The following is a 24,642-nucleotide window of genomic DNA, read 5'->3' as shown; positions in this document are numbered from 1 at the left end:
CTTTTATACAGCTTGTTCAGCGCTTGATCCATACAACTCTCAGAACGCACAGGGGCAATAACCATGACGACTAGCTCAATCAAATCGCTGCAGATCGGGATGCACTGGTTTCCCGAGCGCGCAGGCGGCCTCGACCGCATGTACTACTCGCTGGTCGGTGCGCTGCCGGGCGCGGGCGTCGCAGTGCGCGGCGTGGTCGCGGGTTCGCCGAAAGTCGCGGCCGATACCGGCGGCGCAATCAACGGCTTCGGTTCGGCCGCGCAATCGCTGCCGTTACGTTTGATGGCGGCACGCCGCGCGCTGCGCCAGGAAATCAGCACGTCGCGTCCCGACGTGATTTCGTCGCACTTCGCGCTGTACACGTTTCCAGGTCTCGACGTGACGCGCGGCATTCCGCAGGTCTCGCATTTTCAGGGACCGTGGGCCGACGAGAGCCATGTCGAAGGCGCGGATTCGCTCGGCCAGCGCGCGAAGCGTTATCTGGAGCAATCGGTGTATGCACGTTCTTCGCGGCTGATCGTGTTGTCGGAAGCATTCGGCAAGATTCTGACTACGCGTTATCGCATTGCACCGGACCGCGTCCGCGTGGTGCCGGGTTGCGTCGACGTCGAGCAGTTCAATCTGCCGATCACGCCTGCTGAAGCGCGTCTGAAGCTACAGTTGCCGCAAGACCGGCCGATCGTGCTGGCGGTGCGGCGGCTGGTGCGCCGCATGGGTCTGGAAGATCTGATCGACGCGGTGAAGCTGCTCAAGCACACCGCGCCCGATGTGCTGCTGCTGATCGCGGGTAAAGGGCGGCTCGAGGGCGAGCTTCAGGCGCGCATCACCGAAGCGGGTCTCGAAGACAACGTGAAGTTGCTCGGCTTCGTGCCCGACCAGCATCTGGCGGCCCTGTATCGCGCGGCGAATATTAGCGTCGTGCCGACGGTCGCGCTCGAGGGCTTCGGTCTGATTACCGTCGAATCGCTGGCGTCGGGCACGCCGGTGCTGGTCACGCCAGTGGGCGGTTTGCCGGAAGCAGTGGCGGGTTTGTCGCCGAATCTGGTGCTGCCGGAGACGGGCGCGAAGGCGATTGCGGATGGACTGGCGGGCGCGCTGAGCGGCAAGCTCAAGTTGCCGGACGCCGAAGCATGCCGCCGCTATGCGCGTGAGAACTTCGATAATTCGGTGATCGCGAAGCGGGTTGCGTCGGTGTATAGCGAGGCGATTCGCGCGGGTGAGATGCATTAAAACCAATGACGTGCTGCGGAGTGATGCAGCACGCCTTCAGCAAATATTCATCGAATAAAAAATGGCCCGATCGTAATTCGATTCGGGCCATTTCTTTTGCGGCCACCTGCGTGGCCGCTCGCGTGATCTTGCTACTCGGAATCAGAACGTCTCGTGATGCTCGTTACGGCCGATATCCGCATGAACCATCATGTGGCAAAGCTGTTCCAGCGTGGTTTGCGGTTGCCAGCCGAGCGTGTCACGCGCTTTATCCGCGCAGCCGATCAGCAATTCGACTTCAGCGGGACGATAGAACTTCGGATTCACGCGCACCAGCGTCTTGCCGGTCGCCACGTCGATACCGGTTTCGCGTTCTTCCTTGCCCGACCATTCGATCTGATAACCCGCCGCGGCAAATGCCATGCGCACGAAATCGCGGACCGTTTCGGTGCGGCCGGTGGCGAGCACGAAAGTATCCGGCTGATCGGCCTGCAGCATGCGCCACATGCCTTCCACGTATTCGAGTGCAAAGCCCCAGTCGCGCTTCGCGCTCAGGTTGCCGAGTTCGAGCGAGTCCTGCTTGCCGAGCTTGATCTTCGCGACCGTGTCGGTGATCTTGCGCGTGACGAATTCGCGGCCACGTAGCGGCGATTCGTGATTGAACAGAATCCCGCTGCTCGCAAACAGGTTGTACGACTCGCGATAGTTGATGGTCGACCAGTGCGCGAACAGCTTGGCGACACCATACGGGCTGCGCGGATAGAAGGGCGTCTCTTCGCGTTGCGGCACCGCTTGCACGAGACCGAACATCTCCGACGTCGACGCCTGATAGAAACGCGTTTTAGGGCTCAGAATACGCAGCCCTTCAAGCAGATTCAGTGCGCCGATACCGGTCACTTCGGCGGTGGTCACCGGCTGATCGAACGACACACCGACGAAGCTCTGTGCGGCAAGGTTGTACAGCTCGTCGGCCTGGGTGTTCTCGAGCAGTCGCAGCGTGGAACCGAGGTCGGTCAGATCGTGTTCGACCAGACGCAGATTCGGATGATCGACCACGCCAAGCTCACGCATGCGCCAGAAATTGACGGAACTGGTGCGCCGGTAAGTGCCGGTGACGTGATAGCCCTTTTCGAGCAGCAGTTTGGTCAGATAGGCGCCGTCCTGCCCGGATACGCCGGTAATGATCGCTTTGCGTGGTTGGCTCATAGCTTGCCTTCAATATTGGTTAATTAAAAAAATATTCACGCCGTGCTGCCTGGCGCATTTCATCGGCACACCCGGAAGCGCATTTCAGAAGCGCGTTCAGCCAACTTTCGCTTCACTCACCGCGCTTGAAAAAGAGCTTCAGGGCGCACCGTCCAGCAGTCGCCGCACCAGCGGTTCGACGACCTCAAAATCCTGTTCCGCTTTCAACCGGTACAAATCCGGCTTCGGATGCGCGCCGTCGGACATCAGCGTCTTCCAGTCCGGCAGGCTGCTCACATAAGCGAACTGATCGACCAGCGGTACTTTCTGCTCGATGGCCACGCGCCGTGTCATCGCGACCATCGCGGCGAGCCGTGCGTTGAGCCGGTTATCGGGCATCGGATTCGATGTCTGCAAAACCGGCTGTTTGCCCAGCGCGAGAGCGGTTTTTACGAGCGACGTTTGCGTTGCGTAAAACTGCTCGGGCGTCTGGTTCTGCATGACTTCGTTAATGCCGTAATTGATCAATACGATTTGCGCCGGCGATGCCGCGAGACGCTGCGGCCAGGGCAAGCCCGCTGTCGGCCCCGCACGCCGGTTGCCCGTGCCGTCGCGCAACTGCGTGGCCGTCGTGCCGCCCACACCGTCATTCGTGACGCGTACCTGAGCGCCGTGACGTGCCTGCAATTCATCCTGCAGATACGACACGGCGTTTTGCGGCTGCGGGCCGCAATGTCCGTTGCTGCAGGTAATGCCGAGCGTGGTCGAATCGCCATACGCTTCGATCAGCACCTGCTTTGACGGTTTTTGCGCAGTATCCGCATGGGCGGCGAGCGTGGTGAGCGCCGACGCCGCCATGCAGATGCTTGCCGTCAACGTCGTCAATCCCGCCAGCCATTTTCGCCGCCTCATGCGCGGCTTTGCGGCGTTTGGCGCGCAACGCTTGCGGTGGCGACGCTTTCACTGGCGGCCCCGTGTACACGCGCCTGCGCTTTCTTCTGCGCCGAGCCGAAAATCAGGCGCTTTTCAAACGCGAACCACGTGATGGTTGCGTACAGCAGCGTGATCGCAAGCGCGAGCGCGGCGGTCGCATAGCGGTTCATATGCAGCGGCCACAGCATGTACAGCACGCTCAGGTGAATCAGATAAATCGTGTAGCTGATCGTGCCGATATAGACCAGCACCGGATTGCACAGCAGCCGTTTGACGATGCCCTTGCTTTGCAGGGCGATGACCACGACTGAAGTACAAAGCACCAACGAAACGCTGTAGAGACCCGCGTTCGACAGCGGCGTATTAGCCGCGCGAAAACGCGGGTAGTGCAGATGCAGCCACGCGAGCACGGCCAGCGCAGCGAAAAATCCGAGCACCGCGAGCCCTTTGAACGGCTCGAGTGCATTGCGATCGCGTCGCACCGCCACCGCCAGCAACGCACCCGCCGCTAGCAGATCCATGCGGAACGGCGTGAGGTAATAGATCGGCCAGAACGAATCGAACCATGGCGTAGCGACTGCGCGCAGCACCGGCACCAGCACGATCAGTGCGGCGGCGACGTAGCCGAGCACGCGCTCGGGCACCAGCAGGATCACGAACGGCCAGAAAATATAAAACTGTTCTTCGACGGCTAGTGACCACAGCACGTTCAGGCTGTCGTGGCCGCTCTGATTCAGCGCATCGCCGATATTGGTCGCGAAAAACGTGTACCAGTACCAGTGTTGCGCCCAGCCGAGGCCGAACAGAATCGACGACACCACCATCAGCAGCACATACGGCGGCAGGATGCGCCGTGCACGGCGTGCGTAGAAGTAGCCGAAATACGATTGTTCGCGAGCCTTGCGTTCGAGCAGGATGCCGCTGATCAGAAAGCCGCTCAAAACAAAAAACAGATCGACACCCATCCACAGCGGCGCTTTCAATGCGTGCTGCGCGAATACCGCGAGCACGGCGATGGCGCGCAGGCCGTCGAGTTGCACGATGCGCGAGTGGGTGGGCGCGAGGGGCAGTGCGCTAGCAGTCATGAACCGTCCATGGTGTAAAGCGGATGGGCCGGACGAGAGACCGCGCGAGTTCCCGGCATGGCGGGGAGCAGGCGCGCTCATTTCGCGTCGCAACAGAAGTGCAATCGATTCTAGGGAAAATAAAATCGCGAAAAAACGGGAATGAATTGGATAAATGAATCAGATTGCAACAGGGTGTTTCGTTATCCATTCAAAACGAATTTATATGCTTGCGCGAAGCCGATGTTGCAGTGCGTAATAAATTCTCGGATAGCGCGCCCAGATCGGTAAAGATGGGTTAAAACCGCCGCAGGACGATGCGATCCGCAATGCATTTCGTTTTATTCGATTTTTAAATCGATTTCTTTCACGTTGCCTGAAGCGCCGAATATTTTTGAATTATTTTCGATTTTCGTCGCGGTGTTTTTTCCGCGTAATGTGAGCCGTGCGCAAGGACGGCGATGGATGGCGCGTGGGCCGCATCTGGCGGCGTTGATGCCGGCTTCTTTCGCGCTGCATTGATGTGCTGTTGAAGCGCTGTTTTGCATACGTACCGTCCTGCACGAATCGGCCACACGTTCTTGCGTGGTCTCTGACGGATCGACCCGTCACATCACTGGATTTTTTAACCGCGCGGGCCTGGGCCCGACGCGCGACATGTCGTTGACTGGAGAACTTACTTTGCCCCGTTTCACGTTAAAGAGCTGGCTAGGAGTGCTCGCGTGTGCCACAGGACTGGCGGCCGTATCAGTCAGCTTCACGGCTCGCGCGGAGACGGCTTTGAACGCGAAGACGTCGTGGATCGGCAATACGTTCGGTTTCGGCGACGGCACGTGGGCGCAGATCAACATCACCGCGATTGCGGTCGCGCCTGACGGCAAGGTCTACACGAACGCACCGTGGGACGAAAGCGGCGCCGAGGCCAGCGTGTATCAGAACGGCAAGATGCTCGGCTTCGCGGGCGGCACGCATGGGTGGGGCAACGCCGGCGGCAGCGCGATCGCAGTGAATCGCAAGTACGCGTTCGTGGCGATCGCGGTCGGCAACGAAAAAGGCCGACTGGTGCAACAGGGCGTATGGCCGGAAAAGGGCAAACAGTGGTTCGGTATTTCGCGGCGGGACATCGCCGATATGAAACGCGCCGCGCCATTCCAGCCGGCGGCCGCGAAGGCCGATCCGCATGCGCAACTGGCGGCCGCGTTCCTGATGATGAACGAAGTGCCAACCGGTACGAGCGCGGAAATCGGCGGCCTCGCGGCGAACGACACCACGTTATTCGCGGCCAATACCGCACACGATCAGATCGAGGTGTACGACGCCGAATCGATGCAGCAGAAAGGCAAATGGAACGTGCATGAGCCTGGTCGCATCGCGCTGGCGCCGGATGGCACGCTGTGGGTGCTGAGCGGCACGCTCACCGATCGCTCGCCGAAGGTCGAGCATTACACGGCTGCGGGCAAACGCATCGACGAAAACTTCACGCTGCCGTCAGATACGGTGGCCGTCGACATTGCCGTGGATGCGCAAGGCCGCGTGCTGATAGCCGATAACGGCCCACGTCAGCAGGTTTTGTTCTTTGCGAAGGGCAATGGCGGTTACAAGGCGTCGGGTTCGTTAGGCGAGCGCGGCGGCATTTTCAGCGGCGTTGCAGGCAAGCCCGGACCGCAGCGTTTCAACGGACTGACCGGCGTCGGCGTCGATGCGCGCGGCAACGTCTATGTATCGACCAATGGCATTGGTCCGCGTTACGACCCGATCGGTGCGGGCCTCGGCGCGACACTCGAAAGCTATGCGCCGGACGGCAAGCAGAACTGGCAGGTGCAGGGGCTGCTCTTCGTCGATGGAGCGTGGATCGATCCGTCGCGGCCCGACAGCGTTTATACCGGCAACAAGCGCTTCGAACTCGATCTGTCGAAGCCGGCGGGACAGGACTGGAAATATGCAGGCTTTCTGTCGAATCGCTTCAAATATCCGGACGACCCGGTCTTTCATACCGATCAATATCCAGGCCTGCCGATCGCCCGCAAGCTCAAGGGCCGCACGTTCCTGTATCTGACGGACATGTACGCGGATCACCTGAAGATCTACCGCTTCGATCCGCAGCACGACGGCGAGACCGCGATTCCCTCCGGCTTTATCGCCGGACGCGAGCGCGCGGTCGCGAAGGTGCCGAATGCGCCTCCGGGCGGCGACTGGATCTGGCGCGATGCCAACGGCGACGGCAAGTTCGATACCGACGAATTCACACTCAACACCAGCGGCACCAAACTCGCGGGCGGCTGGGGCTGGTGGGTCGACACGGCCGGCGACATCTGGCGCACGCGCGATAACAAGGGCATCTATCGCTTCCGTTTCGGCGGACTCGACGCGAAGGGCAACCCGGTCTATTCGTATTCGAACATGACGCAGTACCCGGTGCCGCAGCCGTTCAACGAACTTCACCGCGCGATCTACGAACCCGAGACCGACACGATGTACGTCACCGGCTACACGCCGGAGATGCCGTTCGATCGCGGCTTCTGGAAAGAAGTGGGCCGCGTGCTGGTGCGTTACGACAAATGGTCGAGCGGCAACCCGGTGCAGCGCTACTCGATCACGTTGCCGTGGCAAACGCAGAGCAAACCCATCGCGACGATCATCGGCCTGACGGTCGAAGGTCAATACATTTTCGGCGTCGAACCGGTTGGCGCGGTGCACGTGTGGGACAAGGACAGCGGCCGCGAACTCGGTGTGATCCGGCCAGGCGCGGAAGTGGGACGCGCGTCCGGCTGGGTCGACGTGCCCAACGGTATCAGCGCGGCTAAACGCAGCAATGGCGAGTACCTCGTGTTCGTCGAAGAAGACGCGCGCGGGAAAGTGATGATGTACCGCTGGAAACCGTGAAGCACATGCACAAGCACATGCATCTGCACATGCTCCGGCAATGCGAACGCAAACGTAGTCAACCCCAAGGCATCCGATGGACAAAGGCATTCTCAAGAACGTAGCGATCAACTTCTTCGGGCTCGTACTGCCGACCTTCGTCTCGCTCGTGACCGTGCCGTCGTATATCAAGCTGCTCGGCGTCGAGCGCTACGGCGTGATCAGTCTCGTGTGGACCCTGATCGGCTACTTCGGGATTCTCGATCTCGGCATGAGCATGGCTGCGCAGAATCACATCTCGAAGGCGCGTGCATCCGGCGACAAGGAAGAAAGCGTGCGCGTGTTCTGGAGCGCGACGTGGCTCAATCTCGCGACCGGCGTGATCGGCGGATTGATCATTTATTTCGGCGCTTTTCTTTACACCGCGTATTTCACGAAGGTGTCTCCCGAGTTGCAGCACGAGGTGTACATGGCGCTGCCATGGCTCGCAGTGGCGATTCCGATTGCCAACGTGTCGTGGGTGTTTGCCGGGGCGATCAACGGCGCTGAACGATTTGGCGTCTACAACACGAATCAGACGATCGGCACATTCCTGTTCCAGTTGCTGCCGCTCGGCGCAGCGTTGTGGCTGGGCGCGACGTTGCAAAACGTGCTGGCTGCGGCGGTATTCGCGCGAATTCTCGCCGCGATTCTGTTGGGCCGGTCCGCATTGAAGGTATTGGAAATCCGTCGCGTCATGCCGCCGCAATTCGGCGTGGCGAAGGGGCTGTTCAACTTCGGCGGCTGGATGCTGATTGCCAGCGTCACCACGATGATCGCCGACTCGCTCGATCGCGTGATGCTCGGCACGAGCCTCGGTGCGCGTTTCGTCACGTACTACACGGTGCCGCAGAACCTCGTGACGCGTCTGAACATCGTGCCGACCGCACTGGTGCGCACACTGTTTCCGCGTCTTTCTGCAGTAGGGCGCGCGGATGCCGACACCATCACGCAGCAATCGCTCGAGTTTCTGAACGGCGTGTTCACGCCTGTCGCGCTGGTCGCGATGCTGGTGCTCGAACCGTTTTTGCACCTGTGGGTCGGCAATGAAATCGCGACCGTGGCCGCGCCGGTGGGCCGCATCATGATCGTTGCCGTGTGGCTCGTCGGTCAGGCGAACGTGACGCGAATCCTGATCCAGTCACAGGTTAATCCGGCCACGGCCGCCAAGGTCGGCCTGTTCGAATTGCCCTTATTTGCGGGGGCTTTGTGGTTCGGCATCACGCATTTCGGTCTGACCGGCGCAGCGGTGGCGGTCGCCGCGCGCGCGCTGTTCGACTACGCGGTGCTGCTGCATTTCTCGGCGATCCGCGCCCGCCAGATCGCGCTCGACATGCTCGCGCACCTTGCTTTCCTGCTGGCCAGCCTGTGGCTCGCCAGCTTCCTCCCGAGTCTTGCCATGGCGATTGCCGCCGGCCTTCTGATGGTTGCCGCCAACGTCGCCTGGTCGATCACGATGACTCCCGCCTTGCGCAATCTTGCGCGTTCACTGCTGTTGCGACTGAATCCGAGGAAAAGCGCATGAACCACGAAGTCCTTGAAGAAGCCGTGCTGAGACCCGCGACGCGCAGCGCCCTGAGCGAACTCACGAGCGTGCCCTGCGTTCAGCCGACGACCCGCCGCGCCGCGATGCGCGCCGATAAAACCGTGCGCATTGCAATCGTGCACGACTGGCTTGTCACCTATGCCGGTGCGGAAAAAGTGCTGGAGCAGATCGTCGCGTGTTTTCCAGACGCCGATCTGTTCAGCCTCGTCGATTTTCTCGACGACCGCAGTTTCCTGCGCGGCAAGTCTGTGACGACTTCGTTCATCCAGAAGCTGCCGATGGCGCGCAAGAAATACCGTTCCTATTTGCCGCTGATGCCGCTCGCGATCGAGCAGCTCGACGTGTCCGCGTACGACGTGGTGATCTCCAGCAGCCATGCGGTTGCGAAGGGCATTCTCACCGGTCCCGACCAGGTGCATATCAGCTACGTGCATTCGCCGATCCGCTATGCGTGGGATTTGCAGCATCAGTATCTGCAGCAGTCGAAGCTGACCAACGGCCCGAAATCCGCACTGGCGCGGCTGATTCTGCATTACATCCGCAACTGGGATATCCGCACGTCGAATTCGGTGGATGGCTTCGTCGCCAATTCCGAGTTCATCGCGCGACGCATCAAGAAGGTGTATCAGCGCGAGGCACAGGTGATTTTCCCGCCGGTCGATGTCGAAGCGTTTTCGCTTTGCACGGAGAAAGAGGACTTTTATCTGACCGCGTCGCGGATGGTGCCGTACAAGAAAATCGATCTGATTGTCGAAGCGTTTGCACAGATGCCGGAGCGCAAACTGGTCGTGATCGGCGATGGCCCCGACATGGAAAAAATCCGTGCGAAGGCGGCGCCGAACGTGGAGATCATGGGCTATCAGCCGTTCAAGGTGCTGAAGGACCGGATGAGCCGCGCGAAAGCCTTCGTGTTCGCCGCCGAGGAAGACTTCGGCATTTCGGTCGTCGAAGCGCAGGCGTGCGGCACGCCGGTGATTGCGTATGGCAAGGGCGGGGCGCTCGAAACCGTGCGCGATCTGTCCGAAACGCGGCCAACCGGCATGTTCTTCGACGAGCAGAATACCGACTCGATCATCTCGGCCGTCAAACGTTTCGATGACAACATCAAGCGTTTCTCCGCGGCAGACTGCCGTGCCAATGCCGAGCAGTTCTCCGCCGCGAATTTCCGCGAACGCTTTTTCTCGCATGTGCGCGCGGCGGTGCCCGCGTTGCGCGGCGCGAAGCTGCCCGCGTACGTGCCGTATAAAGCCGCACCTGTTGCCAGTGCGCCGCGCATTCTCGCCGTCGATCAAAGCGGCGTGCTAGGCGGCGCCGAACTGTCGCTGCTGGAAATCGTGAAGGCGCTGCGCTCGCGCATCGAGGTCGTGCTATTCGACGATGGCCCGTTTCGCACGGCGCTGGATTCGGCGGGCGTCACTGTGAACGTGCTCGATGCGGGCGCGCTGAAAAATGTCCGCAAACAGGGCGGTTCGCTGCCGAAGGGGCAGGCGATCAAGGGGTTGTTGTCGCTCGTGCGCGCGACCGCGCGACGCGCGCGCAACGCCGATGTGATCTACGCGAACACACAGCGCGCGATGGTGATCGGCGCGGTTGCGGGCAAGCTGGCGAGGCGGCCCGTGGTGTGGCACCTGCGCGATATCGTGAGTCCCGAACATTTCGGCAGCAAGCAACTGGCCATCATCAAATGGTGCGCGCGGCTCGGTCTCTCGCATGTGATCGCCAATTCGGCGGCGTCGGCGCGCGCGTTTGCTGAACTCACCCAGTTCGATGAAAAGCGTATCGACGTGGTGTTCAACGGCATTTCGTCGGAGCCGTTCGACGCGTTGCAGAACGTGCCGCAAGACGAACTGCGTGAATTGCTCGGGCTGCCGCAAGACGCGTTTCTGGTCGGCTCGTTCAGCCGACTCGCGCGCTGGAAAGGGCAACACGTGCTGCTCGAAGCGATGGTTCTGAATCCGCAGATGCACGCCGTGCTGGTTGGCGCGCCGCTGTTCGGCGAGGATCAGTACGAGGCTGAGCTGCATGCGTTCGTTGCCGAGCACAATCTGGGCGACCGGGTGCATTTCCTCGGCTTCCAGCACGATATTCCGGCCTGCATGTGTGCGGTCGATGCAGTCGTTCACACGTCCATCACGCCTGAGCCGTTCGGTCGCGTGATCGTCGAAGGGATGCTGGCCCGGCGGCCGGTTGTGGCGGCTCGCGCGGGTGGCGTGCTGGAGATCATCGACGACTACGAAAACGGTGTGATGTGCACGCCGGGCGATGCGCACGGTCTCGCCGACACGCTCGCGGAACTGCGCTCGAACGACGAACTGCGTAACAGGCTGGTCAGGAACGGCTACAAGACGGCGCTGAGCCGCTTCGGCACCGGAACCTATGTCGAAGGCGTCGCGCGGATTCTGAAGGGCGTGGCGGGGCGTTAAACGGATTTTGGGGGGGCTCTTGACGGGCCCTTCCGTGAATTTCTTTCCGTGTGGCGCGGCGATCTCGCCGGAGAGGTATCGGAGGCAAGCACCGACCGTGCTTCACGTCGATGTGAACGGTTTTACGCGGGGGTAGGCAGGGGCTCGGCCAGTTCTTGTCGTTGGCGCAGCGGAGCGAAGATCCATGGACCTTCGCTCCGTTTTTTTATTGCCGTGATCGGCGGTTGTGATCAAGGGCCGAGGTTCGGGGCTGTAAATCGGAACTGCAATTCGGGGCCGAGGTTCAGCCCCGCAATGTCAGGCCGCTTTCTTCGCGGCCTTCGGTTTGAAACTGGCCGACCACTTCATCGCCGGCAACTCCACCAGCCGGTAGAACACGTAGGCAACCGGCACAGCCACCAGCATGTAGGCGAACGACGGCCAGATCGACATCTGCAGCGACGAGCGGAACAGCAGCGACGACAGCAAGACGAATATCGGCAGATGGATCAGGTACAGCGAGAAGCTGAAATCGCCGAAACGCGACAGCAGGCGCGTGCCGAACGTTTCGCGCCGGGTGCCGCTGGGCCGCTCGAGCGCCTTGTAGAGATAGAACGCGAAACCGAGCGCCCACAACTGGAACGCACCGTACTGGCCGAAATGGAACGCGACGCAGCCGAGCACGATAAAAGCCGCGGCCAGCACGTAGAGCCAGATCGACGAACGGGCTTCCGGCGCGCGGCGGGTTCGGGCGTCGGCGATCCATGCACCCAGCGTCCACGAAAACCAGTACGACGTGAAGAACTGGATGTCGTGGCGTTCCAGCACGTAGGCGGACACGACATTGACGACGGCGACGATCGCCAGCACCGAGGTCATGCCGATGCGTCGGCGCAATGCGAATAGCAGCGGATAGATCGCGTAGAACTGCACTTCGAGCGAAAGCGTCCAGAGCGCGCCGTTCGATCCATACGTTTTACCCGCCACGCCTTGCAGCGAAAACAGATTGACCAGAAACGACTGCAAGCCGATCTCGCGAATCTTGTGACTGACAGGCGGCAACTGCAGACTGAACCAGTCGAGCGCAAAAGTCAGCACCAGCGCCGCGAGCAGCACCGGATAGATGCGCGCAAAGCGGCGCACCCAGAAATTGCCGGTATCGAGCCGGTAAGCCGGATTGGCGGCGAGACGCAACGCACCGCCACGGTGAATGCAATAGCCGCTAATCACGAAGAAAATCGGCACACCCGCCGAGCCCCATGCAATCGGAAACGTCAGATAGGCAGCAAGGGCGCCGAGGCTCAGCGAATGGCCGACGCTCTGATGAAACGCCTGCATGCCGACCCACGCAACCTGGCGGCAATGAAAATACGCGACCAGTAGCGCGGCGAAACCGCGCATGGCATCGATCACGTGCTCCTTGCCGGCGCTCTCCGCGCGCACGTCGCTGTGGACGCGCACTGCGCTCGTGCTACGGGGTGGAGAGAGGGGCAGGGATGAGCCGGCGGCATCCAGTGCTGAGTCGCTCATGCGCGGTCCTTATCTTTCTGACGGAGGAAAAAGCGGATTCCCGGACGCCATGCGCGCCCGCGGTGCCTGACATCCTAGTTCAGCACGCGGGTAAAAAATCGATAAAAAAATGCCGTATCAATTCTATTTGAGTAACCATTTTGTGACGAATTGTAATTGATGATAAGCAGATGCGGCGTCGAATTATTTACCCCTTTTGTCATGCTAATTTTAGTCACGGATTTTCTTGACCAGAGGTGAAGTCATGAACCTGCATTTACTCGCCGGCATTGCCGTGCTGCTGATCCTCGTTGCCGCCTCCGCCTACCGCGAAGCACTGCGCAACGAGCCGATCCGCCGTTACCGGATGAATCCCGGCAAGCTCCCGCCAGTCGACGAAAGCGAATAACGCTTACGTCGCACGCATCACGCACGCCAGTGGTTTTCCCATTGGCGTGCATGGCGCTGCACGTCGAAAACGCGCAGCGCCGTCCCCCGGATATGGCAAAAATTTCAGGGTTTTCGTAAAATAATTCAATTGGAATAAGTCATTATTTCCTGACGTCCGCGTCGGATTATTCATAGTCTGGAATATTGAAGTCGAAACTGAATTATTTATTTCGACGGCGAAATTTTCCTGGATGAACCAGGCTGAAATTTTTGCTAGTCTTTTCCAGCGACATCGATTGGCCGCAAGGCCCGCGACTACACTAACTTCTAACCGATGTGGGAATGCCTACCATGCTGAAAGTCACCAAAGCCGTGTTTCCCGTAGCGGGCCTCGGGACACGATTCCTGCCGGCTACCAAAGCAAGTCCGAAGGAAATGCTGCCGATCGTCGACAAGCCGCTGATTCAATACGCGGTTGAAGAGGCGATTGCCGCCGGCATCACTGAGATGATTTTCGTGACGGGCCGCAGCAAGCGCGCGATCGAAGATCATTTCGACAAGTCGTACGAGATCGAAGCCGAACTCGAAGCACGCAACAAGCAGAAGCTGCTGGATCTGGTTCGCAGCATCAAACCGGCCAACGTCGACTGTTTCTACGTGCGTCAGGCCGAAGCGCTCGGTCTGGGCCATGCCGTGCTGTGCGCCGAAAAGCTGGTCGGCGACAGCCCGTTCGCCGTGATTCTCGCCGACGATCTGCTGCATAGCTCGAAGCCGGTGATGAGCCAGCTGGTCGATACGTTCAACCACTATCACAGCTCGGTGATCGGCGTCGAAACCATTGCTCGCGAAGAGAGCCGCTCGTATGGCGTCGTCGATGGCCGCGAATGGGAAGACAACGTGATCAAGATGTCGGGCATCGTCGAGAAGCCGTCGCCGGAAAATGCACCGTCGAATCTCGGCGTGGTCGGCCGCTATGTGCTGATGCCGACAATCTTCAAACATATCCGCGCGTTGAAGCCAGGCGCGGGCGGCGAACTGCAATTGACCGATGCAGTGCAATCGCTGCTGACCGAAGAGCAGGTGCTCGCGTATCGCTATTTCGGCACGCGTTTCGATTGCGGCAGCAAGCTTGGGTATCTGAAGGCGACGGTGGAATTCGCGCTGCGTCACCCGGAAGTCAAGGCGGATTTTGAGGCTTATTTGCAGGCATATATGCAGAATAATGCGCTGGTGAACGAGTCTGCCCAGTACACGGCCGAAGCCGCTTGAAGCAACGTTTATAAGTTGGGCTGGGGCATTCCGTCGTGGCCTCCGGCGGACATGCCCCGCCAGTTGCAAGGCGCGAGCAATCGCGCTTTTTTTCATTCGCAGGTGTACTGGCGTGCTGAAGGCTATCAGGGTTTCACTACTGCCTGTTCGCACTGGTGAAGCTTCTGTGCCGGTAGCGCCATTCAGTAAAAAGGGCGCCGCATAAGCGGCGCCCTTTCTCATTTCAAACCAGCTCTCGCGCCTCAAACGCGGGGCGGCAGCCTCAGCCCAGCTTCTTCACTTCGAGCCGGAACTTGTGCAGCAACGGTTCCGTATAACCGCTCGGTTGCTGACGCCCTTCGAACACCAGTGCTTGCGCAGCCTTGAACGCAATCGTGTCGAAACCCGGCGCCATCGGCTTGTAATGCGGGTCGCCCGCGTTCTGCCCGTCGACCACCGCAGCCATCCGCTGGAACGTCTCTTCGACCAGCTCGCGCTTCACCACACCGTGATACAGCCAGTTGGCAATATGCTGGCTCGAAATACGCAGCGTCGCGCGGTCTTCCATCAGACCGACGTCGTGAATGTCCGGCACCTTCGAACATCCCACGCCCTGATCGATCCAGCGCACCACGTAGCCGAGAATGCCTTGCGCGTTGTTGTCGACCTCACTGCGAATTTCGTCGTCGCTCCACTTCGCCGATTCGACCACGGGAATCGTCAGCAGCCCGCTGAGCAGTTCGTCGCGCACGTTGGCATAGTCGGTACGCTCCAGCTGCTGCTGGACCGCCTGCACGTCGATCTGGTGATAGTGCAGCGCATGCAGCGTCGCGGCGGTCGGCGAGGGCACCCATGCGGTGTTCGCACCCGCCTTCGGATGAGCGATCTTCTGTTCGAGCATCGCGTGCATCAGGTCGGGCATCGCCCACATGCCCTTGCCGATCTGCGAGCGGCCGCGCAGGCCCGCGCTCAAACCGACCAGCACGTTGCTGCGCTCATAGGCGGTAATCCATGCGCTCGACTTCATGTCGCCCTTGCGCATCATCGGGCCGGCTTCCATTGCCGTATGCATCTCGTCGCCGGTACGGTCGAGGAAACCCGTGTTGATAAACGCAACACGCTCCGACGCTTCGGCGATACAGGCGAGCAGGTTGACGCTGGTGCGGCGCTCCTCGTCCATGATGCCCATCTTGATGGTGTTGCGCGGCAACTGCAGCAGGTCTTCGACGCGTGCAAACAGTTCGCTCGCAAACGCGACTTCGGCCGGGCCGTGCATTTTCGGTTTGACGATATAAATCGAACCGGTGCGCGAATTCAGCTTGTGCTTGCGGTCGTGCAGCGCGCACAGCGACGTGATCACGGCATCGAGAATACCTTCGGGGATCTCGTGGCCGTCCTGGGTCAGCACCGCCGGGTTGGTCATCAAATGACCGACGTTACGGATGAACAGCAGCGAGCGGCCATGCAGCACGACCGGCGCAGTGCCGTTTGCTGCCACATACACGCGATCTTCGTTCAGACGACGCGTGAAGGTCTTGCCGTTCTTCGTGACTTCTTCAGTCAGGTCGCCGGTCATCAGGCCGAGCCAGTTGCGATACAACAGCACCTTGTCGTCCGCATCGACGGCGGCCACCGAGTCTTCACAGTCGATGATCGTGCTCACCGCCGCTTCGACCACCACGTCCTTCACATGCGCGGAATCGGTCTTGCCGATCGAGTCGTTCGCGTCGATCTGAATCTCGAAGTGCAGACCGTTGTGCTTCAGCAGCACCGCCGACGGCGCGTTTTCTGCACCCTGATAGCCGATGAATTGCGCGGGCGTCTTCAGTTCGCTCCTGCCGCTTTTCAGCGTGACGACCAGCTTGCCGCCTTCGACGCCGTAGTGCGTTACATCGGCATGTGAGCCGTTGGCGAGCGGCGCAGCCTGATCGATAAACTTGCGTGCGTAGGCGATGACCGCCGCGCCGCGCACCGGATTGAACGCCGCCTGTTTTTCGGCGCCGTTCGTCTCGGGAATCGCGTCGGTGCCGTACAGCGCGTCGTACAGGCTGCCCCAGCGCGCGTTCGCCGCGTTCAGTGCGTAGCGCTGGTTCGACAGCGGCACGACCAGTTGCGGGCCGGCCTGCTCGGCGATTTCGGTATCCACGTCCGATGTCGTGGCCTTGACGCTGGCCGGCACCGGCACGATATAGCCGATGCCTTCGAGAAACGCACGGTAGGCGTGCAGGTCGCGCACCGGGCCTGGATTCGCGCGATGCCAGCCGTCGAGTTCGGTTTGCAGGCGATCGCGCTCGGCGAGCAGTGCCCGGTTTTTGGGCGCCAGCTCGTGGACGAGGGCGTCGAAACCCGACCAGAATGCGGCGCTGTCGATTCCGGTGCCGGGCAGGGCTTCGGTTTCGACGAACTGGTCGAGATTGGCGGCGACCTGCAGTGCGCCGCGCGGGTTCATCTGAGTCATCGACTGCTCCATCTGTCTGATGGGACCGATGAGGGGGCATCGGTCCGCGTTGTTGCCGGTTAGCTTCGTTATGGCGGAACTGCCGTGGTTACTTTTCTGTATTGCTGGTTCTACTTTCGCGGGTCGTGGCCGGACCCGGCGCTCACGCAGCGATAGCCTGGATACCGGCCTTGGCGACCTGCGCGTCCTGATCCGACTTGACGCCCGACACGCCGACCGCGCCGACCACCTGGCCTTCGACGATCACCGGCACACCGCCTTCCAGCGTACCTTGCAGCGGTGCGCTCAGGAAAGCTGTGCGGCCATTGTTGATCATGTCTTCGTAGACTTTGGTCTCGCGACGGCCGATTGCCGCCGTGCGGGCCTTTTCCGTCGCGATGTACGAGGTGGACGGTGCCGCGCCGTCAAGACGCAGCATGCCGAGCGGATGGCCGCCGTCGTCGGTCACCACGATTGCGACGGCCCACTGATGCTTCTCGGCTTCCGCGCGGGCGGCATCGAGGATTCGGGTCGTTTCGGCAACGGTCAGCACGGGTTTGCTCAGCATAATAAATTTCCTGTCTCGGTGATGGGAGGGATGCTTCTACAAGTTCTGCCCAGTGATTTTATCCAGCGACGTCGCGGTATGAGTTCACCGCTGCCCCGGTGTGCATGGCCAGGCGAGGGGATACCTGTCCACCTGGGTTGCCGCCGGTCCGTCACGCGGCGAGCGGATCACGCGCCGCTTCGCTAAAGGTGTCGTGCCGGTCGCGGGCTCGCTGCGCGATGAACGTATAGTGCGGATTGCGGTCTGCCGGGTAGGCGCCGTGCCAGAGGATTTTACGTCCAAGCGCGCCGGGAAGAAACGACGGCCTCGCGGCAGATTATTGATGCGCCTTACAATCACGCCTTGAACATAAAAATTCGCGCGCTTCCCACGCGCTCCCCGACCATGCCGACCATCAGCGAGCTTTTCGTCTATCCGATCAAATCCTGCGGAGGTATCGCGCTGCGCGAGGCGCGGCTGCTCGCGACCGGCCTCGAATACGACCGCTACTGGATGCTCACCCACCCGGACGGCGAGATGCTCACACAGCGCGCGTATCCGCGAATGGCGCTGATCAAGGTCGAGATCGGCGCCGACATGCTGATCATCCGCGCGCCCGGCATGAGCGAATTGCGCACGCCGCTCGATGCAGCCCGGCTCGACGCGCCGTTCAAGGTGCAGACCAAGGTGTGGCGCGATGCGGCCTACGGGCTCGACACCGGCGACACTACGGCCGGATGGTTTTCAAGCTTTCTCGGCTTTCCCACGCGGCTTCTGCGTTTCGATCCGCAGCGCGAGCGTCAGGTCGACCCGGACTACACGGGCAGCGTCGGCGGCGCCACGACATATTTCGCCGATGGCTTTCCGCTGCTGGTCGTCGGCCAGGCATCGCTCGACGACCTGAACACGCGCCTGACCAGCAAAGGCGCGCCGTCCATTTCAATCGACCGCTTCCGTCCCAATGTCGTGCTAACCGGACTCGATGCGTACGAAGAAGACTATGTGGAGACGCTGAATATCGACGGTGCGACGCAGGCGGAGCAGGGCGTGCAATTGCAGCTGGTCAAGTTGTGCGCGCGCTGCCCGATGCCGACCGTCGATCAGCAGACGGGTGCGCCGAACCCCGACTGGCCGAACGAACCCACCGACACGATGACCACGTACCGCGCGAAGCGACAGTTCGACGGCGCGGTCACGTTCGGCAACAACGCGCTGATTTCGAGCGGCGCGGGGGCCTGGCTGCGAGTGGGACAAGAGGTCGAAGCGGAAATCGGTTTCGGCGATTGAGAGGATTTGAGGCCGTACACGAAGCAGGATATGCAACCCTGTCCCTCCTGTTGCGCCTCGTTTAGCGCTTCACGTCTGCTTCATCCGCGCGATCAACGCCGCAAGAATCACCGGCATCGGCGTGGGTTTGACGAAGTGGTGATTGAAGCCCGAACGCAACGACTCGTTGGTTTCCTCGGCGCGTCCGAGCCCGCTGACCGCCACCAGCACCGGCGCGGGCGTATCCCCAACGTAGCGGATACGGCGTGCGACACTGCGCCCATCGAGGCGCGGCATTTCGACATCGAGTAAAGCGGCCTGCGGATGCCACGCGCAATATTCGGCGAGCGCGTCCAGCCCGTTGCGCGCGGTGCGGATATCGAAACCGTGCGCGCTGAAGTAGAGCGAGTAGGCTGCCAGCAGATCGGCGTCGTCGTCCGCGATCAAGAGGCGAGCGGCTTGGTGAGTGTGCATCCGGCCTCCCAGTTTGTGTTCCTCGTACTGAGCAATTTGAAGTCCCGATAGAATCGAGGCACACAAGTCTCTGTTTTTTCAGGCCATATCGGCAAGGGTAACCGGCAGCGCCGTCTTATGAAAAATTTACCGTCTGGAAATAACAGCGACAGCAGGGACGCGGATCTCGCGCGCGATATCGAAGCGGTGCAGCGCATCGACGCGGTGCCGTCGATCCTGCGGCTGATCTGCAAGAACACCGGCATGGGCTTCGCCGCCGTCGCGCGCGTGACGGACGAAACGTGGACAGCCTGCGCGGTTCAGGACGAAGTGAATTTCGGCCTCGCCGCCGGCGGTCAGCTCGAACTGCACACCACGCTGTGCTTCGAGTCGCGTGCCGCGCGAGCGTCGATCGTGATCGACAATTTCGGCAAGGATCCTGTCTATCACAGCCACCACACGCCGCGAATCTACAACCTCGGTAGCTATATTTCCGTGCCGATCATTCTTCCCGACGGCAGCTACTTCGGTAATCTCTGCGCAATCGATCCCTCTCCGGCGGATCTGTCGAATGCGCGCGTTGTGAGCATGTTCGAAGTGTTCGCCGATCTGATTGCGTTCCAGCTTGCCAGCGAGGGGCGTCAGCGGGCCGCGGAAACTGCGTTGCTTCGCGAGCGCGAAACCTCCAATCTGCGCGAGCAGTTCATCGCCGTGCTGGGACACGATTTGCGCAATCCGTTGTCGGCGGTGAGCGCGACGGCGGAACTTCTGGCGCTGCGCAAGAGCGAGCCGGATCTCGTGAAAATCGGCCAGCGTCTGAAGGCGACCACGTTGCGAATGGCGCGTCTGATCGACGACGTGATGGATTTTGCGCGAGGCCGGTTGGGATCGGGCATCGGCGTGTCGATCAACGAGGTCGACGATCTTGAGATAGCGCTGCGCGTGGTGATCGCCGAGGCGCGAGAGGCGAATCCAGACCGCGTACTCGCCGACGACATTGCGATCAACGTACCGGTGCGTTGCGATCGCACGCGGGTTCAGCAGTTGCTGTCGAACCTGCTGGGCAATGCTGTCACGCATGGCGCGGCGGAGTTTCCGGTGCGGGTGCAGGCACGGATCGACGGTGGCGAGTGGGTGCTGACCGTGGTGAACGGCGGGAATGCGATTCCGCCGGATGCGTTGAGCAAGGTCTTCGAACCATACTGGCGGCCGCCTACCAGCAAGCCGGGTGGCGGCCTCGGGCTGGGTCTGTATATCTGCAAGCAGATTGTGCTGGCGCACGGCGGCACGCTGGAATTGAGTTCGTCGGCGGAGATGGGGACTTCCTTTGTCGCGAGACTGCCTACCGGGGTTTGACGCTCCGGCGGCGCTTCAAACGGCGTTCAGGCGCGTTCCGGCGACCACGGCAGGGGTTGCCTACACCTCGCCTTACGACCTCGCGTCAGGCTGCCTGAGCGACGACTCCGCCGTCTACTTCTGCTGCGGCGCTTAACGCTGTCGTGACGTCTTCATTGCGCAGCGCCCATTCCGGTTCCACGCTCTCACCAATCGCACTGCCGACCAGAATCACGGCGGGACTGTCGAAACCTGCGTCGACGGCATCGGTCGCGAGTCGGCCAAGGCGTGTGAGCAAGCGCCGTTCGTCGATTCCGCCCGCCCACTGAACGACGGCCGCGGGGGTATTGGCGGGCAGACTTGCCAGCAAGGCGCTCGCGATTTTCTCGATACGCCGCATGCCCATATAGATGGCCAACGTGGTGCGGGTCGCGGCCAGCGCGGCCCAATCCGGCTCGCCGTGGTCTTCCGTGTGCGCGGTTACGAAGGTGACGCCATGACAATGCCGCCGATGCGTCAGCGAAATGCCCAGCCCCGCCGCCGCTGCGAATCCCGATGAAACGCCATTGATTATCTCCACCGCGATTCCGGCTTCGCGCAAGATCGCAATTTCTTCACCGGCCCGGCCGAACAACAGCGCTTCGCCGCCTTTTACCCGCACTACGTGCAGACCTTTGAGCGCATAGCGCCGCATCAGACGCTCGATGAACGCTTGTGGCGTCGAGCGGCAACCACCGCGTTTGCCGACCCGAATCACACGAGCCTGCGGCGCGAGTGTGGCGATGTCGGGATTGGCGAGGTCGTCGAGCAGCACGACGTTAGCGGCTGCGAGCGCTTTGGCGGCTTTGAGCGTGAGCAGATCGAGATCGCCGGGGCCTGCGCTCAATAACGTGACCTTGCCAATGTTCGTGTTCATCGCGGAGTCCTTCGCTTGCTGAATGTTTTTTGCACGGCCCGGCAATGGCCGTATTGCCGGTGCCAAATAAAAACGGCGTCCGCTCGCGATGCTCGCGAGGGGACGCCGTTGTCCGTTGCTGCTATTTGTTAATGGCTACGCGTTGGTCGCGCGCCTGGTTCGAGCCTGTTCAAGCCACTTCGATACATACAAAGCGCAGCGTTGTGCTTCGTATAGATGATGCGATTGCGTCACGTCATTGCGACCTCATTGCCGCAGTGACTCGCGTCGAACAATGCAAGGACCACGCCACCTGTCACGCACCTATGCGCGAATCGTTGCGGCGATTGGTTTGTATTGCCAGGAGCGTACCGTCGACGCACCGCCCGCGCGCATCGCTCCGCACGCGGGCAGTGCTGCGCCGCACCAGCCAAGTGCCTCGCTGCATCAAAACGCGTCGCGCACCTTCACCGCAACACACCCGTTTCATTCACCTCTAAGCCCCGCGCGACGGCCTTGTCACGCGTATTTCGTGTGCTTGGCACAGGCTTTGCATAAGCCTTGCCATCGGACCAACGTGGGTCCGGCGCGGGTGCAACACAAAGTACTCGCTGTAGCACAGGTCAGGACAATGGCGTCCCCCGAATCCAGTCGTCGACTGGGTTTGCGGGACGCCATTTTTATTTCCGGAACCGTTTCGCCAGCTATCACATGGCGACGCCCGACGCCCCAGTACATTGAGGACACCGCGCTCATGAAAATCATCGTTATCGGTCACGGGATGGTCGGCCACAAACTGATCGAGAGCCTCGCGCAAGACGCGGCGCATGGTCTCGACATCACCGTGCTGTGCGAGGAATCGCGGCCGGCCTACGATCGCGTGCATCTGTCCGAGTTCTTCGCGGGCAAGACGGCGGACGATCTTTCGCTGGTCGAGCCGGGCTTTTTCGAGCGGCAGAACGTGCTGCTCAAGCTGAATGCGAAGGCCGTTGCGATCGATCGCGATGCGCGCACGGTGACGGTATCGACCGGCGAAACGTTGCCGTACGACAAGCTCGTCTTTGCGACTGGCTCGTATCCGTTCGTGCCGCCGGTGCAGGGACGTGAGCGCAAAGATTGCTTCGTGTACCGAACCATCGACGATCTCGAAGCGATGCAGGAATGCGGCGCACGTTCGAAAACGGGCACGGTGGTCGGCGGCGGACTGCTCGGACTCGAATGCGCGAAAGCGTTGCGCGACATGGGTCTGCAAACGCACGTGGTGGAATTCGCGCCGCGCCTGATGGCCGTGCAAGTGGACGACGGCGGTGGCCGCGTACTGCGCACCAAAATCGAAGAACTCGGCGTGACGGTGCACACGCAGAAAAACACCACGGCAATCGTCGACGGCGAAGCGGGCACGCACCGCATGCAATTCGCGGACGGCACGCATCTCGACACCGACATGATCGTGTTTTCCGCAGGCATTCGTCCGCGCGACGACCTCGCGCGCGAATGCGGACTGACGCTTGGCGCGCGTGGCGGCATCGTGATCGACAACGCCTGCCGCACCAGCGATCCGCATATCTACGCAATCGGCGAATGTGCGCTGTGGAACGGCCAGTTGTTCGGCCTCGTTGCACCTGGCTATGAAATGGCACGTGCGGTAGCGAAGCAACTGCTTGGCGACTCCGCCGAATTTGCCGGTGCCGACATGAGCACGAAGCTCAAGCTGATGGGCGTCGACGTGGCGAGCATCGGCGACGCGCACGGCAGCACGCCGGGCAGCCGCGCCTATCAGTTCAGCGACGAACGCAAACAGGTCTATAAAAAGCTGGTGGTGTCGGAGTGCGGCAAGTATCTGCTCGGCGGAGTGATGGTCGGCGACGCGAGCGAGTACGGCACCCTGCTGCAGATGATGCTGAACCGCATTGAACTACCCGCGTCGCCGGAATTCCTGATCCTGCCGCAAGCCGACGGCAACGCAAAACCGGCGCTCGGCGTCGAGGCGTTGCCTGCTGCCGCGCAAATCTGCTCGTGCAACAACGTGTCGAAAGGGGATCTGTGCGCGGCCGTTTGCGCGGGAGCGACCGACATCGGCGCACTGAAATGCGCAACCAGCGCCGGTACGTCATGCGGCGGGTGCGTGCCGCTCGTGACGCAGGTGATGAAAGCGGAGATGAAAAAGCAGGGTCTCGCGGTCAACAATCATGTGTGCGAGCACTTCGCGTATTCGCGTCAGGAGTTGTATCACATTGTGAGGGTCGAGGGCGTGCGCAGTTTCGGCGAGTTGATCGCCAAGCACGGCCATGGACTCGGCTGCGATATCTGCAAGCCGGTTGTGGCGAGCGTTCTCGCGTCGTGCTGGAACGAATTCGTGCTGAAGAAAGAGCATGCGTCGTTGCAGGACACCAACGACTATTACCTCGCGAATATCCAGCGCGACGGCACGTATTCCGTCGTGCCGCGTATGGCAGGCGGTGAAGTGACGCCCGACGGTTTGATCGCGGTCGGGCAGGTCGCGAAGAAATACGGCCTCTATACGAAGATTACCGGTGGTCAGCGGGTCGATCTGTTCGGCGCGCGCGTCGAACAATTGCCGCTCATCTGGGAAGAACTGATCGCCGCCGGCTTCGAATCGGGGCATGCCTATGGCAAGTCGCTGCGTACGGTTAAGTCGTGCGTTGGTTCGACATGGTGCCGCTATGGCGTCGGCGATTCGGTGGGTCTCGCGGTCGAGATCGAGAACCGCTACAAGGGTCTGCGCACACCGCACAAGATCAAGTTCGGCGTGTCCGGCTGCACACGCGAATGTGCGGAAGCGCAGGGTAAGGACGTCGGCATCATCGCGACGGAAAAGGGCTGGAATCTGTATGTGTGCGGCAACGGCGGGATGAAGCCGCGTCACGCCGAACTACTCGCGACGGACCTCGATAAGGAAACGCTTGTCCGTTATATCGACCGCTTCCTGATGTTCTACGTGCGCACCGCCGATCGCCTGCAACGCACCAGTGTGTGGCGCGACAACCTCGAAGGCGGCCTCGAGTATCTGATCGACGTGGTCGTCAACGATCGCCTCGGCGTGGCGGACGAACTCGAAGCGGAAATGCAGCAGGTGGTCGACACCTATGAATGCGAGTGGAAGAAGGCGGTCACCGATCCTGAAACGCGCAAGCGCTTCCGTCATTTCGTCAACAGCGGCGAGTCCGACAGCAACGTCACTTTTGTCGAAGAGCGCGGCCAGATTCGTCCGGCGACACCGGCGGAACGGGAATCGAAGCAATCGGTGCTCGCGGCGATTCCGGTTGTCGTCGAAATGGTCTGACTCGTTTTTCCACCTACC

At 61.1% G+C, this 24,642-nt stretch carries 18 protein-coding genes; 9 read left to right on the top strand and 9 right to left on the bottom strand.

All coding sequences use genetic code 11. The annotated features are described in order from the left end of the window. Positions 1-63 precede the first annotated feature (63 nt). A complete protein-coding gene (locus tag ABH945_RS06595; RefSeq protein WP_429250067.1) occupies positions 64-1,230 on the top strand; it encodes a glycosyltransferase family 4 protein in 1,167 nt (388 codons plus the stop codon). Between the two features lie 141 nt (positions 1,231-1,371). Here ABH945_RS06595 and gmd read toward each other — a convergent pair whose 3' ends face one another. The 4 genes from gmd to ABH945_RS06575 all read right to left on the bottom strand — a co-directional run bounded on the left by gmd (position 1,372) and on the right by ABH945_RS06575 (position 4,939). Next, a complete protein-coding gene (gene gmd, locus ABH945_RS06590) occupies positions 1,372-2,415 on the bottom strand; it encodes a GDP-mannose 4,6-dehydratase (RefSeq protein ID WP_074764000.1) in 1,044 nt (347 codons plus the stop codon). Positions 2,416-2,553: 138 nt separating this feature from the next. Then, the gene (locus ABH945_RS06585) at positions 2,554-3,306 is read right to left on the bottom strand and encodes an SGNH/GDSL hydrolase family protein (protein WP_429250066.1); all 753 of its coding nucleotides are present in this window, start codon (positions 3,304-3,306) and stop codon (positions 2,554-2,556) included. Further along, positions 3,303-4,412 carry an acyltransferase family protein gene (locus ABH945_RS06580; protein WP_429250065.1) on the bottom strand — a complete coding sequence of 370 codons (1,110 nt, stop codon included), beginning with the start codon at positions 4,410-4,412 and terminating at the stop codon, positions 3,303-3,305. Before ABH945_RS06580 ends, ABH945_RS06585 begins: the two co-directional genes overlap by 4 nt. A gap of 320 nt (positions 4,413-4,732) precedes the next feature. Next, the gene (locus ABH945_RS06575; RefSeq protein WP_143026236.1) at positions 4,733-4,939 is read right to left on the bottom strand and encodes a hypothetical protein; all 207 of its coding nucleotides are present in this window, start codon (positions 4,937-4,939) and stop codon (positions 4,733-4,735) included. Between the two features lie 133 nt (positions 4,940-5,072). Between ABH945_RS06575 and ABH945_RS06570 the strand changes: the two genes are divergently transcribed. The 3 genes from ABH945_RS06570 to ABH945_RS06560 all read left to right on the top strand — a co-directional run bounded on the left by ABH945_RS06570 (position 5,073) and on the right by ABH945_RS06560 (position 11,261). After that, a complete protein-coding gene (locus ABH945_RS06570) occupies positions 5,073-7,274 on the top strand; it encodes a hypothetical protein (RefSeq protein WP_429250064.1) in 2,202 nt (733 codons plus the stop codon). A 76-nt stretch (positions 7,275-7,350) separates the two neighbouring features. Next, positions 7,351-8,817 (top strand): flippase, encoded by a 1,467-nt coding sequence (locus tag ABH945_RS06565; RefSeq protein WP_429250063.1) that lies wholly within the window; start codon positions 7,351-7,353, stop codon positions 8,815-8,817. Then, positions 8,814-11,261, top strand: a complete 2,448-nt coding sequence (locus tag ABH945_RS06560; RefSeq protein WP_429250062.1) for a glycosyltransferase family 4 protein — start codon at positions 8,814-8,816, stop codon at positions 11,259-11,261. Before ABH945_RS06565 ends, ABH945_RS06560 begins: the two co-directional genes overlap by 4 nt. A 297-nt stretch (positions 11,262-11,558) precedes the next feature. Here ABH945_RS06560 and ABH945_RS06555 read toward each other — a convergent pair whose 3' ends face one another. Next, on the bottom strand, positions 11,559-12,770 hold the full coding sequence (locus tag ABH945_RS06555; protein WP_429250061.1) for an acyltransferase family protein: 1,212 nt from the start codon (positions 12,768-12,770) through the stop codon (positions 11,559-11,561). A 244-nt stretch (positions 12,771-13,014) separates the two neighbouring features. On the opposite strand from ABH945_RS06555, the gene ABH945_RS06550 reads away from it, so the two are divergent. Together ABH945_RS06550 and galU are read left to right on the top strand one after the other, a co-directional pair. Further along, positions 13,015-13,158 carry a hypothetical protein gene (locus tag ABH945_RS06550; protein ID WP_171910212.1) on the top strand — a complete coding sequence of 48 codons (144 nt, stop codon included), beginning with the start codon at positions 13,015-13,017 and terminating at the stop codon, positions 13,156-13,158. Between the two features lie 332 nt (positions 13,159-13,490). Then, on the top strand, positions 13,491-14,408 hold the full coding sequence (galU, locus tag ABH945_RS06545; protein WP_074764007.1) for a UTP--glucose-1-phosphate uridylyltransferase GalU: 918 nt from the start codon (positions 13,491-13,493) through the stop codon (positions 14,406-14,408). Between the two features lie 262 nt (positions 14,409-14,670). Here galU and ABH945_RS06540 read toward each other — a convergent pair whose 3' ends face one another. Next, positions 14,671-16,845, bottom strand: a complete 2,175-nt coding sequence (locus tag ABH945_RS06540; protein ID WP_429250060.1) for a malate synthase G — start codon at positions 16,843-16,845, stop codon at positions 14,671-14,673. A 142-nt stretch (positions 16,846-16,987) separates the two neighbouring features. Continuing rightward, the gene (locus ABH945_RS06535) at positions 16,988-17,392 is read right to left on the bottom strand and encodes a heme-binding protein (protein ID WP_074764009.1); all 405 of its coding nucleotides are present in this window, start codon (positions 17,390-17,392) and stop codon (positions 16,988-16,990) included. Positions 17,393-17,776: 384 nt separating this feature from the next. On the opposite strand from ABH945_RS06535, the gene ABH945_RS06530 reads away from it, so the two are divergent. Continuing rightward, a complete protein-coding gene (locus ABH945_RS06530) occupies positions 17,777-18,658 on the top strand; it encodes an MOSC domain-containing protein (RefSeq protein ID WP_429250059.1) in 882 nt (293 codons plus the stop codon). 69 nt (positions 18,659-18,727) lie between these two features. Here the strand turns inward: ABH945_RS06530 and ABH945_RS06525 are convergent, their stop codons facing one another. Then, positions 18,728-19,111: a response regulator gene (locus tag ABH945_RS06525; RefSeq protein ID WP_074764011.1), complete on the bottom strand. Its 384-nt coding sequence runs from the start codon at positions 19,109-19,111 to the stop codon at positions 18,728-18,730. Positions 19,112-19,228: 117 nt separating this feature from the next. On the opposite strand from ABH945_RS06525, the gene ABH945_RS06520 reads away from it, so the two are divergent. Beyond that, positions 19,229-20,446, top strand: coding sequence for a sensor histidine kinase (locus ABH945_RS06520; protein WP_429250058.1), 1,218 nt, complete (start codon positions 19,229-19,231; stop codon positions 20,444-20,446). 85 nt (positions 20,447-20,531) lie between these two features. Here ABH945_RS06520 and cobA read toward each other — a convergent pair whose 3' ends face one another. Continuing rightward, the gene (gene cobA / locus ABH945_RS06515) at positions 20,532-21,341 is read right to left on the bottom strand and encodes a uroporphyrinogen-III C-methyltransferase (protein ID WP_429250057.1); all 810 of its coding nucleotides are present in this window, start codon (positions 21,339-21,341) and stop codon (positions 20,532-20,534) included. A 733-nt stretch (positions 21,342-22,074) separates the two neighbouring features. On the opposite strand from cobA, the gene nirB reads away from it, so the two are divergent. Next, the gene (gene nirB, locus ABH945_RS06510) at positions 22,075-24,624 is read left to right on the top strand and encodes a nitrite reductase large subunit NirB (protein ID WP_429250056.1); all 2,550 of its coding nucleotides are present in this window, start codon (positions 22,075-22,077) and stop codon (positions 24,622-24,624) included. Positions 24,625-24,642: the final 18 nt, after the last annotated feature.

The sequence above is a fragment of the Paraburkholderia sp. GAS333 genome (genome assembly GCF_050435665.1).
In the GTDB taxonomy this organism is placed as follows: domain Bacteria; phylum Pseudomonadota; class Gammaproteobacteria; order Burkholderiales; family Burkholderiaceae; genus Paraburkholderia; species Paraburkholderia fungorum_A.
Note: the sequence above shows the minus strand (reverse complement) of the source record. Positions and strands in the feature narration are given on the sequence as shown.

What these genes read in the sequence shown, in the direction of transcription:
- ABH945_RS06595 (WP_429250067.1), top strand. Translation starts at nt 64, where the DNA reads ATGACGACTAGCTCAATCAAATCGCTGCAGATCGGGATGCACTGGTTT.
- gmd (WP_074764000.1), bottom strand. Translation starts at nt 2,415, where the DNA reads ATGAGCCAACCACGCAAAGCGATCATTACCGGCGTATCCGGGCAGGAC.
- ABH945_RS06585 (WP_429250066.1), bottom strand. Translation starts at nt 3,306, where the DNA reads ATGAGGCGGCGAAAATGGCTGGCGGGATTGACGACGTTGACGGCAAGC.
- ABH945_RS06580 (WP_429250065.1), bottom strand. Translation starts at nt 4,412, where the DNA reads ATGACTGCTAGCGCACTGCCCCTCGCGCCCACCCACTCGCGCATCGTG.
- ABH945_RS06575 (WP_143026236.1), bottom strand. Translation starts at nt 4,939, where the DNA reads ATGCAAAACAGCGCTTCAACAGCACATCAATGCAGCGCGAAAGAAGCC.
- ABH945_RS06565 (WP_429250063.1), top strand. Translation starts at nt 7,351, where the DNA reads ATGGACAAAGGCATTCTCAAGAACGTAGCGATCAACTTCTTCGGGCTC.
- ABH945_RS06560 (WP_429250062.1), top strand. Translation starts at nt 8,814, where the DNA reads ATGAACCACGAAGTCCTTGAAGAAGCCGTGCTGAGACCCGCGACGCGC.
- ABH945_RS06555 (WP_429250061.1), bottom strand. Translation starts at nt 12,770, where the DNA reads ATGAGCGACTCAGCACTGGATGCCGCCGGCTCATCCCTGCCCCTCTCT.
- ABH945_RS06550 (WP_171910212.1), top strand. Translation starts at nt 13,015, where the DNA reads ATGAACCTGCATTTACTCGCCGGCATTGCCGTGCTGCTGATCCTCGTT.
- galU (WP_074764007.1), top strand. Translation starts at nt 13,491, where the DNA reads ATGCTGAAAGTCACCAAAGCCGTGTTTCCCGTAGCGGGCCTCGGGACA.
- ABH945_RS06540 (WP_429250060.1), bottom strand. Translation starts at nt 16,845, where the DNA reads ATGACTCAGATGAACCCGCGCGGCGCACTGCAGGTCGCCGCCAATCTC.
- ABH945_RS06535 (WP_074764009.1), bottom strand. Translation starts at nt 17,392, where the DNA reads ATGCTGAGCAAACCCGTGCTGACCGTTGCCGAAACGACCCGAATCCTC.
- ABH945_RS06530 (WP_429250059.1), top strand. Translation starts at nt 17,777, where the DNA reads ATGCCGACCATCAGCGAGCTTTTCGTCTATCCGATCAAATCCTGCGGA.
- ABH945_RS06525 (WP_074764011.1), bottom strand. Translation starts at nt 19,111, where the DNA reads ATGCACACTCACCAAGCCGCTCGCCTCTTGATCGCGGACGACGACGCC.
- ABH945_RS06520 (WP_429250058.1), top strand. Translation starts at nt 19,229, where the DNA reads ATGAAAAATTTACCGTCTGGAAATAACAGCGACAGCAGGGACGCGGAT.
- cobA (WP_429250057.1), bottom strand. Translation starts at nt 21,341, where the DNA reads ATGAACACGAACATTGGCAAGGTCACGTTATTGAGCGCAGGCCCCGGC.
- nirB (WP_429250056.1), top strand. Translation starts at nt 22,075, where the DNA reads ATGAAAATCATCGTTATCGGTCACGGGATGGTCGGCCACAAACTGATC.